This window comes from Rhodococcus yunnanensis NBRC 103083 (assembly GCF_001895005.1).
GTDB classification, from domain to species: Bacteria; Actinomycetota; Actinomycetes; order Mycobacteriales; family Mycobacteriaceae; genus Rhodococcoides; species Rhodococcoides yunnanense.
The window spans coordinates 539,231-553,728 of the sequence record NZ_BCXH01000001.1; the positions used below are offsets into that span (position 1 = coordinate 539,231).

13 protein-coding genes are annotated in these 14,498 nt (G+C 64.1%); all 13 read right to left on the bottom strand.

Annotation, left to right across the window (positions count from 1 at the left end; genetic code table 11):
* Nucleotides 1-4: 4 nt before the first annotated feature.
* The 13 genes from ppc to RY1_RS02430 all read right to left on the bottom strand — a co-directional run bounded on the left by ppc (nt 5) and on the right by RY1_RS02430 (nt 14,496).
* Entirely contained in the window at nt 5-2,836 is a 2,832-nt protein-coding gene (ppc, locus tag RY1_RS02370) for a phosphoenolpyruvate carboxylase (RefSeq protein ID WP_072802261.1), read from the bottom strand.
* A gap of 99 nt (nt 2,837-2,935) precedes the next feature.
* The gene (gene secG, locus RY1_RS02375; RefSeq protein WP_072801884.1) at nt 2,936-3,169 is read right to left on the bottom strand and encodes a preprotein translocase subunit SecG; all 234 of its coding nucleotides are present in this window, start codon (nt 3,167-3,169) and stop codon (nt 2,936-2,938) included.
* A 134-nt stretch (nt 3,170-3,303) separates the two neighbouring features.
* Nucleotides 3,304-4,089, bottom strand: a complete 786-nt coding sequence (tpiA, locus tag RY1_RS02380; RefSeq protein WP_072801885.1) for a triose-phosphate isomerase — start codon at nt 4,087-4,089, stop codon at nt 3,304-3,306.
* A gap of 3 nt (nt 4,090-4,092) precedes the next feature.
* Nucleotides 4,093-5,304: a phosphoglycerate kinase gene (locus RY1_RS02385; protein WP_072801886.1), complete on the bottom strand. Its 1,212-nt coding sequence runs from the start codon at nt 5,302-5,304 to the stop codon at nt 4,093-4,095.
* A 4-nt stretch (nt 5,305-5,308) separates the two neighbouring features.
* A complete protein-coding gene (gene gap / locus RY1_RS02390) occupies nt 5,309-6,328 on the bottom strand; it encodes a type I glyceraldehyde-3-phosphate dehydrogenase (protein WP_072801887.1) in 1,020 nt (339 codons plus the stop codon).
* Between the two features lie 118 nt (nt 6,329-6,446).
* Nucleotides 6,447-7,430: a DNA-binding protein WhiA gene (whiA, locus tag RY1_RS02395; protein WP_072801888.1), complete on the bottom strand. Its 984-nt coding sequence runs from the start codon at nt 7,428-7,430 to the stop codon at nt 6,447-6,449.
* On the bottom strand, nt 7,421-8,458 hold the full coding sequence (locus tag RY1_RS02400; protein WP_072801889.1) for a gluconeogenesis factor YvcK family protein: 1,038 nt from the start codon (nt 8,456-8,458) through the stop codon (nt 7,421-7,423). Before RY1_RS02400 ends, whiA begins: the two co-directional genes overlap by 10 nt.
* On the bottom strand, nt 8,455-9,369 hold the full coding sequence (gene rapZ / locus RY1_RS02405; protein WP_072802262.1) for an RNase adapter RapZ: 915 nt from the start codon (nt 9,367-9,369) through the stop codon (nt 8,455-8,457). Before rapZ ends, RY1_RS02400 begins: the two co-directional genes overlap by 4 nt.
* Before the next feature lie 29 nt (nt 9,370-9,398).
* Nucleotides 9,399-11,495 (bottom strand): excinuclease ABC subunit UvrC, encoded by a 2,097-nt coding sequence (uvrC, locus tag RY1_RS02410; protein ID WP_072801890.1) that lies wholly within the window; start codon nt 11,493-11,495, stop codon nt 9,399-9,401.
* A gap of 36 nt (nt 11,496-11,531) precedes the next feature.
* Nucleotides 11,532-11,987 carry a PH domain-containing protein gene (locus tag RY1_RS02415; RefSeq protein ID WP_072802263.1) on the bottom strand — a complete coding sequence of 152 codons (456 nt, stop codon included), beginning with the start codon at nt 11,985-11,987 and terminating at the stop codon, nt 11,532-11,534.
* Complete coding sequence (gene ribH, locus RY1_RS02420; protein ID WP_072801891.1) at nt 11,984-12,481, bottom strand: 6,7-dimethyl-8-ribityllumazine synthase; 498 nt, start codon at nt 12,479-12,481, stop codon at nt 11,984-11,986. Before ribH ends, RY1_RS02415 begins: the two co-directional genes overlap by 4 nt.
* Nucleotides 12,478-13,773 (bottom strand): bifunctional 3,4-dihydroxy-2-butanone-4-phosphate synthase/GTP cyclohydrolase II, encoded by a 1,296-nt coding sequence (locus RY1_RS02425; RefSeq protein WP_072801892.1) that lies wholly within the window; start codon nt 13,771-13,773, stop codon nt 12,478-12,480. The genes ribH and RY1_RS02425 overlap by 4 nt, the downstream gene beginning before the upstream one ends.
* A gap of 111 nt (nt 13,774-13,884) precedes the next feature.
* Nucleotides 13,885-14,496 (bottom strand): riboflavin synthase, encoded by a 612-nt coding sequence (locus RY1_RS02430; RefSeq protein WP_072801893.1) that lies wholly within the window; start codon nt 14,494-14,496, stop codon nt 13,885-13,887.
* Between the last annotated feature and the right edge of the window lie 2 nt (nt 14,497-14,498).

The window sequence follows — 14,498 nt, forward strand, 5'->3', positions numbered from 1 at the left end:
GACCCTATCCGCTGTTGCGCAGTGCGGTGGCGAGGCCGTTCATCGTCAGCAGGATGCCACGCTTGACGCGCTCGTCGTCGTCACCCGCGCGGAACCGTCGAAGCATCTCGACCTGCATCTGATTCAGCGGTTCGAGATACGGGAACCGGTTGTGCACGGACCGTTCGAGAGCTGGGTTGTCCTCGAGCAGCCGCGAGTGCCCGGTGATCTTCAAGTACATCTCGATCGTCTTGGCGTGCTCGGATTCGATCATGCCGAAGATCCGATCACGCAATTCGGTATCCGGCACCAGATCCGCGTAGCGAGCCGCGATCCCGAGATCCGACTTCGCCATCACCTGAGCAAGATTCGACAGGACGGTCTGGAAGAACGGCCACTTCCGGTAGAGGTCGGTCAGGACCGCGAGCTTGTCGTCGTCGCCGTCGACCCATTCCTCGAAGGCAGAGCCGGTCCCGTACCAGCCGGGCAGCATGACGCGGCACTGACTCCACGACATCACCCACGGGATCGCGCGGAGGTCGTACACCGAATTGGTCGGTTTGCGTGAGGCCGGGCGGCTACCGATATTCAGTTCGCCTACCTCGGCGACCGGTGTCGACGTCCTGAAGTACTCGACGAACCCTGGCTCGGAGTGCACCAGACGGCCGTACGCCGCGCGGGCTTTCGCAGCCAGATCGTCCAGCACCGCATACGCTGGCTCGGCGCCGTCCCCGAGTCCTTCCACATCGAGAAGCGACGACTCCAACGTTCCGGCGACAAGCGATTCGAGGTTACGACGAGCCATCGACGGTTCGGCGTACTTCGCGGCGATGATCTCACCCTGCTCGGTCAACCGAAGCGATCCCTGGACGACGCCGGGAGGCTGGGCCAGGATGGCGTCGTAGCTGGGGCCGCCGCCTCGTCCGATGGTGCCGCCCCGACCGTGGAACAACCGCAACCTGATTCCGGTCTTGCGTGATGCCTCGAGCAGATCCAGTTCGGCGCGGTACAGCGCCCAGTTGGCGGCGAGGTATCCGCCGTCCTTGTTGGAGTCCGAGTATCCGAGCATGACTTCCTGGTTCATGCCGCGGCCCGCCACGAGGGCACGGTAGACGGGCACGTCGAGTGTCGCCACGAGTGTCGCGGCCCCCTGCTGCAGATCCTCGATCGTCTCGAACAACGGCACCACACCGACCGTGGAAGTCGGCGCCGTCCCGTCTGCACCCGGATCGAGAATTCCTGCCTCCTTGAGCAGGAGAGCCGCCTCCAGCATGTCGCTGACGGATTGGCACATGCTGACGATGTAGTTCTGGATCGTGTCGGGGCCCAGGTGATCGATCGCTTCCTTGGCTGCGCGAACGATGCCCAGCTCCTTCGTCGCGAGTTCGCTCAACTCTGCGGTCGGGCCTACGAGAGGTCGCCTCGTGGTCAGCTCGTGCGAGAGCACGGCAACCCGCTCGTCCTCGTCGAGAGACAGGTAGTCCGAGTGAACACCGGCCCACGCCAACAACTCTGCGACGACGATCTCATGCGTCTCCGAGTTCTGACGCATGTCGAGAGCCTGCAGGTGGAACCCGAAAGTTTCGACGGCTTGACGCAGTGCGAGCAGTCGATCATCGGCGATCAGGGCGTCACCGTCCGCACGCAGTGCTCGATCGATGATGTCGAGATCGTCGAGGATGTCCTGGGGCGACGCGTACGGCACCGAACCCAGATCCAGACCTGCCACCGGAATGTCGTCGAGAACTGCCGCCGCCGTCGAGGTGAGGCGAGCACGGATGCCCCGTACTGCGACGCGATACGGCTCGTCGTCACGGCGGTCGTCGGGGTCACCGGACTCGGCTGCCAACGTGGACAGCTCGTCCGTGACATCGACGAGCCGCACGGACATGGACAGTTCCTTCTCGAGCGCTACCAATTCGTCGAGATAATGCGCGAACGCCACATATCCGGCCTGGTGCGTCGCCGTATGCACGACATCCGCTGTCACGTTCGGGTTTCCGTCACGATCCCCGCCGATCCACGATCCCGGACGAAGTATCGGCCTGGCAAGCAGGTCGTCGTCGGGGAAGCGCTGCCTGAGTGCCCGGCGGACATCGGCGTTCAATGCGGGCATGACGTCGAAGAGCGAGGTCTCGAAGTATCGCAGACCGACTTCGATTTCGTCCTGGATACGCAAGCGCGACAATCGAATCAGCGCCGTCTCCCACAGAGTGAGTACCTGGCGCCGGATTTGAACATCGACGGCAGCACGCTCCTTCGCTGCTGCCGAGGCCTTGTTCGGCTGCGCCGACGAGGCAATCTCGCGTCGGCGCATCAACTCGGTGATCTTGGACTGCACGTCGAACACTGTGCGGCGCCGCGTTTCGGTCGGATGAGCCGTGATGACCGGCGCGACAAGGGCGTCGGTCAGCGCGGCGGCCACCTGCTCACGAGTGAGGTTCGCGGCATCCAACTTGAGCCAGGTGGCGTCGAGACTGCTGTCCTGCGGCGGATCTTCACGGTCGAGGTGAATCGCTCTTCGACGTTCGCGGTGAAGATCCTCCGCAAGGTTCGCCAGAAGTGAGAAGTGAGAGAATGCGCGGATGAGCGGAATCGCTTGCGCCACTTCGGCGTCGGCGTACATTCCGGTCGAGTCCTCGCGGACGACCTCGGATCGCCTGATCGCGAACGATTCCACGCGCGCACGCTCGACGAGATCGAACGTGGCCTCGCCCTCGTGTTCTCGAATGATGTCTCCGAGGATCCCACCGAGGTAGCGGATGTCTTCCCGTAGTGGCTCGGTCAACTCTCGCCCCTGCGTCGTGGGCGTGACGAATGCGGGAGAACCAGCCAACTCCGATGGGGTTTCGCTCATGAGACGATTATCGACCACACGATCCATGCATGCAGTCCGAGGTGCTTGTGATACGGACCCTCAGCGCGTGCTATGTAAGAACAAAGACGGAGAATCCGATCAGGAGAACTTGATCTCGAGACCGATTCCGAGGATCGCGATGAGCCAGACGATTCCGGTGAAGACGGTCAGACGGTCGAGATTCTTCTCGACGACCGTCGAACTGGACAGGCTCGATTGCACGCCACCACCGAAGAGGCTGGACAGGCCGCCGCCCTTACCCCGGTGCAGCAGCACCAGAAGAATCAGCGCCAAGCTGGTGATGACCAGCAAAATATCCAGAAACAGTTCCATGTCCGCCTCACATCGATTCAGCTCACAACCTGTGACAGCCTACCTGGCCGACGCACACTGCCGTGTCACCGCCTCCACGGCAGTGACACGGCAGTGACGACATGGCAAGTGTCGAACCAGCGATGAACAGCCGATCAGGGCAACGGTCCGCCCGCGGCGATAGCCGACAATGTCGCGAACTCGTCGGCTTTGAGCGAGGCCCCACCGACGAGTGCACCGTCGACATCGGACTGGCCGACGATCTCGCCGACGTTCTTCGCGTTGACAGATCCGCCGTACAACACGCGCACGCCGGCCGCGACCTCGGCCGAGGCCAGAGTCTTCAGCTCTTCGCGGACGGCCGAGCACACTTCCTGTGCGTCCGCCGCACTCGCAACACGTCCGGTGCCGATTGCCCAGACCGGCTCGTAGGCGATGACGACCTTGGAAATGTCCTCGGCGGACAACCCGGCCAACGACCCGCGCAGCTGGTTCACGTTGTAGGACACGTGCTCTCCTGCCTCGCGGATGTTCAGGCCCTCGCCGATGCAGACGATCGGGGTCAGCCCGTGCTTCAGCGCAGCTTTCGTCTTCGCCAACACCGTGGCGTCGTCCTCGCTGTGCAACGTGCGACGCTCGGAATGCCCGACGACCACGAACGTGCACCCCAGCTTCGCCAGCATCGAACCACTGATCTCACCGGTGTACGCGCCCGACTCCTGGGCCGACAGATCCTGCGCACCGAAGGTGAGCAGGAGTTTGTCGCCCTCGATGAGAGTCTGCACGCTGCGAATGTCGGTGAACGGCGGAATGACCGTCACGTCGACCTTGTCGAAGTACTTCGCCGGAAGTGAGAAGGCAATCTTCTGCACCAGCGAAATGGCTTCGAGGTGATTGAGATTCATCTTCCAGTTGCCTGCGATGAGCGGCTTACGTGACACGCGTCAGACCTCCAAGGCTTCGATGCCGGGAAGCTGCTTGCCCTCGAGGTACTCGAGCGACGCGCCACCCCCGGTCGAGATGTGCGAGAAACCGTCGTCGGGAAGACCGAGGGTGCGCACCGCAGCTGCGGAGTCACCACCACCGACAACGCTGAAAGCCCCGTTCGACGTGGCCGCCACGATCGCCTCGGCGAGGCCCTTGGTACCTGCTGCGAACTTCTCGAACTCGAACACTCCCATGGGTCCGTTCCAGAAGACCGTCTTCGCCGCACGCAGAACTGCTCCGAAACGCTCGACGGATTCGGGGCCGATATCCAGGCCCATCCAACCGTCGGGAATCTCGTGCGAGGGCACCGTTCGGGATTCGGCATCCGCGGAGAACGAATCGGCGACGACGATGTCCTTCGGCAGGTGGATGACATCACCGAACCGCTCGAGCAAATCCTTGCAGGTATCGATCATGTCTTCCTGAAGCAGCGACGTACCGACCGGCTGCCCCTGTGCCGCGAGGAAGGTGAAGCACATCCCGCCGCCGATCACGAGAGTGTCGACCTTGGGTGCGAGAGCCTCGATGACCGCCAGTTTGTCCGACACCTTCGACCCACCCAGAACCACCGCGTACGGCCGCTCCGGTGTCTCGGTGAGCTTCTTCAGGACATCCACCTCGGTTGCGACGAGGTTGCCCGCGTAGGACGGAAGAAGCTTCGCGACGTCGTACACCGAAGCCTGCTTGCGGTGCACGACACCGAAGCCGTCGGAGACGAACGCACCTTCGCCGTCCGTCAGCGCGACGAGCTCGGCTGCCAACTTCGCACGCTCGGATTCGTCCTTGCTCGTCTCGCGGGGATCGAATCTGATGTTCTCGAGCAGCAGAACATCACCGTCGGTGAGGCCTTCGGCACGTGCCTGTGCGTCTTGGCCCACGACGTCACCGGCAAGTTGCACGTGCCGCCCGAGCAGCTCCCCCAACTTCGATGCGACGGGCGCGAGCGAGTACTTCGCCTCAGGCTTGCCGTCGGGGCGACCGAGGTGCGCCGTGACGATCAGTTTGGCGCCCGCATCGAGCAAGGCGTTCAGTGTCGGCAACGACGCCACGATTCGGCCGGGATCGGTGATGACACCGTTCTCGATCGGAACGTTGAAGTCCGAGCGCACCAGCACCGCGCGGCCGGCGACCCCGGCCGCGATCAGATCCTGCAGAGTGTTGACCGCCATGTGATCAGAGGGACTTTCCGACGAGTCCGATGAGGTCGGCGAGGCGGTTGGAGTAGCCCCACTCGTTGTCGTACCAGGACACGATCTTGACCTGGTCGTCGATGACCTTGGTGAGACCGGCGTCGAAGATCGACGAGTGCGGATCGGTGACGATGTCCGAGGACACGATCGGGTCCTCGGTGTACTTGAGGATGCCCTTCAGCGGGCCTTCGGCTGCAGCCTTCATCGCGGCGTTGATCTCCGCGACGGTGGCCGACTTCTTGAGGTTCGCGGTGAGGTCGGTGACCGAACCCGTCGGGATCGGGACACGAAGGGCGTATCCGTCGAGCTTGCCGAGGAGCTGCGGGAGAACCAGGCCGATGGCCTTGGCCGCACCCGTGCCGGTCGGCACGACGTTCAGCGCTGCGGCGCGTGCACGACGCAGGTCACTGTGCGGACCGTCCTGCAGGTTCTGATCCTGCGTGTAGGCGTGGATGGTCGTCATGAGGCCCTTGACGATGCCGAACTCGTCGTCGAGCACCTTGGCGATCGGTCCGAGGCAGTTGGTGGTGCACGACGCGTTGGAGATGATGTTCTGACTGCCGTCGTACTTGTCGTCGTTGACGCCCATCACGATGGTGATGTCCTCGCCCTTGGCGGGTGCGGAGATGATGACCTTCTTGGCACCTGCATCGAGGTGGCCCTTGGCCTTGGCTGCATCGGTGAATATGCCGGTGGACTCGACCACGACGTCGACGCCCAGCTCACCCCAGGGAAGTGCGGACGGGCCTTCGCGCAGCGACAATGCCTTGATCTTCTGATCGCCGACGACGATGGTGTCGTCGCCTTCGAGGCTGACGTCGTACGGCAGTCGGCCGAGGATGGAGTCGTACTTCAGGAGATGAGCCAGGGTCGCGTTGTCGGTGAGGTCGTTGACAGCCACGATCTCGATGTCGGTGGTGCCGAGAGCTTTCTGCGCATCGACTGCCCTGAAGAAGTTACGTCCGATGCGGCCGAAGCCGTTAACGCCTACCCGGATCGTCACTGTTCGCTCCTAAGTTGTTGAACCGATTGTCGTATTTCGCGCATGGAGACATCCCCAGTGCGTTTTCCACCCTAGTGTGCGAGCAGCAGTCGCGCGCGCGTCACCCGTCACCTCGGGTTCAGGCCTCGTCGAGCAGTTCCGCGGTCACTGCCGACTCGGTGTCCGGAATTCCTGTCTCCCTCGCCTTGCGATCCGCCATCGACAGCAGTCGGCGGATGCGTCCAGCGACGGCGTCCTTCGTCATCGGAGGGTCGGCGAGCTGTCCGAGCTCCTCCAACGACGCCTGCCGATGTTGGACGCGCAGCGAACCCGCGGCGGCCAGATGGTCGGGGACGTCGTCGCCGAGAATCTTGAGCGCACGCTCGACTCGTGCCGCAGCAGCAACAGCTGCGCGGGCGGACCGGCGTAGGTTGGCGTCGTCGAAATTGGCGAGCCGGTTGGCCGTCGCACGCACCTCCCGGCGCATCCGGCGTTCCTCCCAGACGAGCCGAGTGTCCTGCGCTCCCATCCTGGTCAGCAATGCGCCGATCGCTTCTCCGTCACGGACGACCACTCGGTCCGTTCCGCGAACCTCCCGCGCCTTCGCGGCGACGCCGAGTCGCCGTGCGGCACCGACGAGTGCCAGAGCAGCTTCGGGACCAGGGCAACTGATCTCCAACGCCGACGAACGGCCGGGTTCGGTCAGCGATCCGTGAGCGAGGAAGGCCCCTCGCCACGCGGCCTCGGCGTCACCGACCGTACCGCCGACGACCTGGGCCGGAAGTCCGCGGACCGGCCGACCCCGCATGTCGAGAAGACCGGTCTGACGAGCGAGCGCCTCACCGTCCTTCGCGACACGAACCACGTAACGCGAACTCTTGCGGAGTCCGCCTGCGCTGAGGACGTGCACATCGGAGGAATATCCGTACAGATCGAAGATCTCCCGACGTAGTCGCCTCGCGATGGACCCGAGATCCACCTCCGCCTCGACGACGACCCGTCCCGCAACGATGTGAAGCCCACCCGCGAACCGCAGGAGAGCCGACACCTCGGCTCTCCTGCAGCTCACCTGGGTGATCGCGAGCCTCGATAGCTCGTCCTTCACCTCCGCTGTCATGGCCACGAAGTGATCCCCTCTCTGCGCGGCGCATTCGATAGAGCCCCGTCTCGCGACGAGACGATGCTACCGAGCGCCGCAGCCAACTTTCCGAAATGATGAGCGTGAGTACCGGATTCGGCGACGTCGACGTACACGACCTCGGCGCCGAGACGCGCTGCCGCCCGAGCGAGGTGGTCGCGCTCTCCCCCGGCCGGTACGAAAGCCGAATCGACGATGATGTGGTCAACTCTGAAATCAGGTGCGTGTTGGGAGAGTACGTGCAGATGCCGCTCGGCAGAGAATCCAGTGGTCTCGCCGAGCTCGGGCGCAAGATTCAGTATCAGCACCTTCTGCGCGGTCGACTCGGCAAGAGCCTTCAGCAGGTCGGGAACCAGAACGTGGGGAATGACACTCGAGAACCACGAACCGGGGCCGAGCACGACGAGGTCCGCGACACCGATGGCGGCCACGGCTTCCGGAGTTGCAGGCGGGTCGGGCGGCATCAGACGTACGCGGCGAACCTTGCCAGGGGTCGTCGCCACGGCGACCTGACCTCGGATGACCCTGCTCACTCGGGGATCGTCCTCCAACCCGGAGACGTCGGCTTCGATGTCGAGCGGGATAGGTGCCATGGGCACCACACGCCCCGCGATTCCCAGTAAGTGCGCGACCTCGTCCAACGCGAGGACGGTGTCGCCGAGAACTTCCGTCAGACCTGCCAGGATCAGATTGCCCACCGAATGACCGGCAAGTGCGCCCGTGCCTCCGAATCTGTGCTGAAGCACCTCTGCCCACCTGATCGTGCGGGGGTCGTCCGCCGCCAGCGCAGCAAGAGCCATCCGTAGGTCACCGGGCGGGAGAACCCCGAGTTCTGCCCGCAGCCGACCGGAGGATCCTCCATCGTCGGCGACGGTCACCACGGCCGTCACGTCCGACGCGAGCATCCGAGCCGCGCTCAATGTTGCGTACAGCCCGTGCCCGCCCCCCAACGCGACGATTCTGATCGGCCGACCGTCCTGCAGCCGCGACTCCGGCGATTCCGAGTCGGTCATTCGCGGCCCGCATCGCGGTGCACCACGCGCACCGACAGATCGTCGTGTTCGGCCAGCAGCGCGGCCAACGCCTCCGACATCGCCACGCTCCTGTGTTTGCCACCGGTGCACCCCACTGCAACCGTCATGTAGCGCTTGCCTTCCCGTCGGTATCCGTTCACCGTCAACTGCAGCAGATGGTGATAGGTGTTCAAGTAGTCGAGGGCACCGTCTTGGCCGAGCACGTAGTCTCGGACGGCGCTGTTGCGACCCGTGTGCTCACGAAGTTCGGGAATCCAATGCGGATTCGGCAGGAACCGAACATCGCACACCAGATCGGCGTCGATAGGCAGCCCGTACTTGAACCCGAAGGACTGCACGGTGACGCCGATCATCGTCGCCCCTGCTCCACTGAACGCCGCCTCGATCTTGCGGCGCAGCTGGTGCACGGACAGCGACGACGTGTCGATGGTCACGTCTGCGGCGGCCTTGACCCGAGCAAGTTGCTCACGCTCGGCCGCGATCCCTTCCGTCAGAGTTGCGTCCTGGCCGTCGTTCTGCAGGGGATGACTGCGACGGTTCGACTCGAACCGTTGGATCAGGACCGCGTCGGTCGCGTCGAGGAACAACACCCGGTTGCGTACGCCCTTGGAATCGAGCTCCTTCACTACCCAACCCAGATCCCCGGTGAACAACCGACTGCGCACATCCATCACCAGAGCCAACCGCTCGATACGAGGGTCCGATTCGAGTCCGAGGTCGACCATCTTGGAAATGAGCTCGGGCGGTAGGTTGTCCGCCACGTACCACCCGAGATCCTCCAGCACCTTCGCGGCAGTGCGAAGGCCGGCCCCCGACAATCCCGTCACCAGCGCCACCTCGATACCGCCCGGGCGTGGCTCCGCCGGCGGTCCGTCCGCATCGACGGGCACGCCCGCTGCATGCTTCACATCCGATTCGCTCAACTCACGCCCTGCTCTGTCGAAGTTGTGTCCTGCCGACCCCGATCGACTGCGTTGCCGCCTGTGACATCATCCCCCACGACCGTGTCCGGTGTGTCCGAACCCGACTCGCCGCCGAGGGCGACGAGAACCGCTTTGGCCGTCATCTCACCGATGCCGGGCACCTCGATGATCTCGGCGACCGAGGCCTGCTTCAACTTCGCAACGGATCCGAAGTGGCTCACCAAAGCAGTACGTCTGGTCTCGCCGAGACCACGCACCGAATCGAGTGCCGATGCCGTCATCCTGCGCGAACGCTTGCTGCGATGGAAGGTGATCGCAAAACGGTGTGCCTCGTCACGAACGCGCTGCAGCAAGTACAACGACTCGCTGGTGCGCGGCAGAATCACCGGATCGGCTTCTCCCGGCACCCACACTTCTTCGAGACGCTTCGCCAGACCCACCACCGCGACATCGGTCACACCGAGCTCGTCCAGTACCTCGGCCGCAGCAGCGACCTGGGGCGCGCCGCCGTCCACGACGAACAGGTTCGGTGGGTATGCAAAGCGTCTGGGGCGCCCGGTCTGCGGATCGAGCGCCGCTTCGGGCGCCAGATCTCCACCGCTCGCCCCAGCTCCCGCGTCCGAGGAGTGCCGGAGGAAACGACGACGCGTCACCTCGGCGATGCTGGCGACGTCGTCCGAATGACCGTCACCCGCGGCTTCCTTGATCGCGTAGTGCCGATAGTCGCTCTTGCGAGGTAGCCCGTCCTCGAACACCACCAGCGAGGCAACGACGTCGGTCCCCTGCACGTGCGAGATGTCGATGCACTCGATACGCAGCGGCGCCGAGTCGAGATCGAGTGCTTCCTGAATCCCCTGCAGCGCAGCAGATCTGGACGTGAAATCGCCTGCGCGCTTCAGCTTGTGCTGCTGCAGTGCCTCTTTGGCGTTGCGTTCGACGGTCTCGGCGAGCGCCTTCTTGTCCCCTCGCTGCGGCACGCGTAACTGAACGTTGGATCCCCGCAGACGGGTGAGCCACTGCTGCACCTCGTCGGCGTTCGCGGGAAGCACCGGGACCAGAACCTCGCGTGGCACCGCATTGGCGCCGCCGTCGTCGACTCCGGGGGTCTGCATCGACAGCGACGCCTGCTCACCGTAGAACTGCGTCAGGAACTGTTCCACGAGCGCGGGAAGGTCCGACCGATCGGTGGAATCTGCGTCCACCTCGATCACCTCACCGGCCTTCTCGACGACCCAACCGCGCTGCCCGCGGACGCGGCCACCTCGGACATGGAAGACCTGGACCGCAGCCTCGAGCGCGTCGGTGGCGAATGCGACGAGATCGGCATCGGTTCCATCGCCCAAGACGACGGCCTGCTTCTCCAACGCCCGGCGTAATGCACCGACGTCGTCGCGCAGCCGGGCCGCGGTCTCGAAATCGAGATCGTCGGACGCTTCCTGCATCTGCTTCTCGATCTGGCGTACCAGTTTGTCGGTCTTGCCGGAGAGGAAATCGCAGAAGTCCTCCACCGTCTTGCGGTGTTCGTCCGCCGACACACGGCCGACACACGGCGCCGAACATTTATCGATGTACCCCAGCAGGCAGGGACGTCCGATTTGGTTGTGCCGCTTGAATACCCCGGTGGAACACGTTCGCGCTGGAAATACCCGAAGCAGGAGGTCGAGCGTCTCTCGGATAGCCCACGCATGCGCGTACGGGCCGAAATAGCGCACGCCCTTTCGGCGCGGGCCTCGGTAGACGAACAGGCGAGGGTATTCCTCGTTCATCGTGACCGCGAGCATCGGATAGGTCTTGTCGTCGCGGTACCGGACGTTGAACCGAGGATCGAACTCCTTGATCCAGTTGTACTCGAGCTGAAGCGCCTCGACCTCGGTCGTGACGACAGTCCACTCGACGGACGCGGCGGTAGTGACCATCTGCCGAGTACGTGGGTGAAGCGACGCGACGTCGGCGAAATACGAATTGAGTCGGCTGCGCAGGCTTTTGGCCTTGCCGACGTAGATCACGCGTCCGTGTGGATCACGAAATTTGTACACACCTGGCTCGACCGGGATGGTGCCGGTTGCGGGGCGATACGTTGCTGGATCGGACACGTCTTCCAGGTTAGTCGCAGGGTCCGACGCGAAATCTCACGTGTCGGCGCCGACGTACTTGGCTTCGAGCGTACGGAACGTCCTTACCGCTGCTACCGCGTGCTCACGGTCGTTCGATTGGATGGCCATGACGGGAATGAATTCGTCGTCGGGAATGTCGACGCGCGCCCACATCGCACCGTCGGGGAAGGACAAGCCTTGAACGAGGTCCCACTCGATGAGACGTTCGGACAGAATGTTGCGGACCGCGACGCCCTCGGGCCCGACCCGAACGCGCGGCCGCGTCAACAGCAGTGCGATCCCGGCGAGCAGCACTCCGATCCCGGCGAGCGCCAACTGATCTGCCGTGCGGAAGTAGACACCGGTCGGTGACACGCGAAGAAGGATGGCAACCGTCACATGCGCCACGAGCAGTACGACAGCGGCGAGGATGGCGTACCGCGCGGACTTCCTGGACTTCACCTCGAGCTCCCAACGACCGGCTGCGGTCATCGGAACGCCTCGTTCGTCCACGGCTGGCGGAGATGCTTGAGCGTCAGCGCCGTATCGATGGCAGCCGCGACGGCCTGGGCACCTTTGTCCTCGGAAGATCCGGGTAGACCAGCGCGATCGAGCGCTTGCTGCTCGTCGTTGGTCGTCAGGACACCGTTGGTGACCGGGGTGCTCTCGTCGAGCGATACGCGGGTCAACCCGGCGGTCACTGCGTCGCACACGTACTCGAAGTGCGGCGTGCCGCCCCGGATGACCACGCCCAACGCGACGACGGCGTCGTGCGAACGTGCGAGGGTCTGTGCGACGACCGGAAGTTCGATCGCTCCCGCGACTCGGACGATCGTGACGTCGGTGACGCCTGCTTCCTCCGCCTTGCGGGTGGCTCCGGCGAGAAGCGCCTCGGACACCGTCCTGTGCCACTGGCCCGCCACGATCGCGAGTTTCAGATCGCCTGCGCCTGCAAGCTGGAGTTGGGGTTCGCCTTCGCCGCTCATAGTGTGTTCCCTGCTTCCAGGTCAGTGGTACCAGTGGAGCCGGTGGATCGGCGGAGTTCGTAGTCGTCGAGGCCGATGAGGTCGTGACCCATGCGGTCCCGTTTGGTGCGGAGGTAGGTGAGGTTCTCTTCGTTCGCGCGCAGCGGCATTGGAACCCGTTCGGTGACGTGCAGTCCGTAGCCGTCGAGCCCGACTCGCTTGGCCGGGTTGTTGGTCAGGAGCCTCATCGACGAGACGCCGAGGTCGACGAGGATCTGCGCACCTATTCCGTAGTCGCGGGAGTCGGCGGGCAACCCGAGCTGGAGGTTCGCATCGACGGTGTCCGATCCTGCGTCCTGCAGTTGGTAGGCCTGCAGTTTGTGCAGTAGACCGATGCCGCGTCCCTCGTGTCCGCGCATGTACAGCACGACGCCCCGGCCTTCCTGGGCGATCATCTCGAGCGCAGCGTCGAGTTGCGGCCCGCAGTCGCAGCGCAGCGACCCGAAGACGTCGCCGGTGAGGCACTCGGAGTGGACTCGCACGAGGACATCGCTACCGTCACCGTCGGGGCCCTCGATGTCGCCGCGCACGAGCGCGACGTGCTCTACTTCGTCGTAGACGCTGTGGTAGCCGACCGCGCGGAAGGTGCCGTGGTTGGTGGGGATTCGAGCGTCGGCTACGCGCACCACATGCTTCTCGTGTTTGCGACGCCACGCGATGAGGTCCGCGATCGAGATCAGCGCGAGGTTGTGATCGTCGGCGAAGACACGAAGCTCGTCGGTCTGCGCCATCGCGCCCTCGTCCTTCTGGCTGACGATCTCGCAGATGACGCCTGCGGGGCGCAAGTCGGCCATGCGGGCGAGGTCCACGGCTGCTTCGGTGTGGCCGGGACGACGAAGAACGCCCCCTTCCTTGGCACGCAACGGAACGACGTGGCCGGGACGGGTGAAGTCGTTGGCGCCGGTGTTCGGATCTGCCAGCAGACGCATCGTCGCCGCACGGTCCGATGCGGAAATTCCCGTTCCGATACCCTCACGCGCGTCGACGGTCACCGTGTACGCGGTGCCGTGCTTGTCCTGATTGGTGGCGTACATCGGAGGGAGACCGAGCCTGTCGCAGTCGTCCCCGGCAAGTGGAACGCACAGGTACCCGGAGGTGTACCGCACCATGAACGCAACCAGTTCCGGTGTGGCTTTCTCGGCGGCGAAGATCAGATCGCCTTCGTTCTCACGGTCTTCGTCGTCGACGACGACGACGGCTTTACCCGCAGCTATGTCGGCGACTGCCCGCTCGATACTGTCGAACCTTGTCACGTCCTACGCTCCATGCTTCTCATGCCGCACCACGTCATCACGCTCACAGTGCACCCAGATCTTGCTGCATCTCCGGTGCGGAGACACACTCAACAGTACTTTCTTTGTTCGCTATCGACCGTCGAGGGTCTGCAGCCGCTCGACGTACTTCGCGATGACGTCGACCTCGAGGTTCACCGGTGTACCGACCTCCGCCCGACCGAGCGTCGTGAGGTCGAGTGTCGTCGGAATCAGCGAGATCTCGAACCAATGACCACTGCTGTCCTCGCCGAGCCCGGATACCGTCAGGGAGACGCCGTCGACGGTGATGGAGCCCTTCTCCACGACATAGCGAGCCACCGACACGGGCATGGAGATTCGCACGACAGTCCAGTTCTCGGACGGCGACCGAGATTCGACCTTTCCGGTGCCATCGACGTGTCCTTGCACCAGGTGCCCGCCGAGCCTGCTGTTCAGCGAAGCCGCCCGCTCCAGGTTGACCCTGCTTCCGACTTCGAGTCGCTCCAGGCTGGACCGGTTCAAGGTCTCCTGCATGACATCGGCCGTGAACGCGCCGTCGGCCAGCACGTCGACCACTGTCAGGCACACACCGTTGACGGCGATCGAATCACCGTGGCCTGCATCCGATGTCACGATCGGACCTTTGACGGTGAAGCGCGCCGAATCGGTCAGTTCTTCCTTGCCGACGATCTCGCCGAGTTCCTCGACGATTCCGGTGAACACGT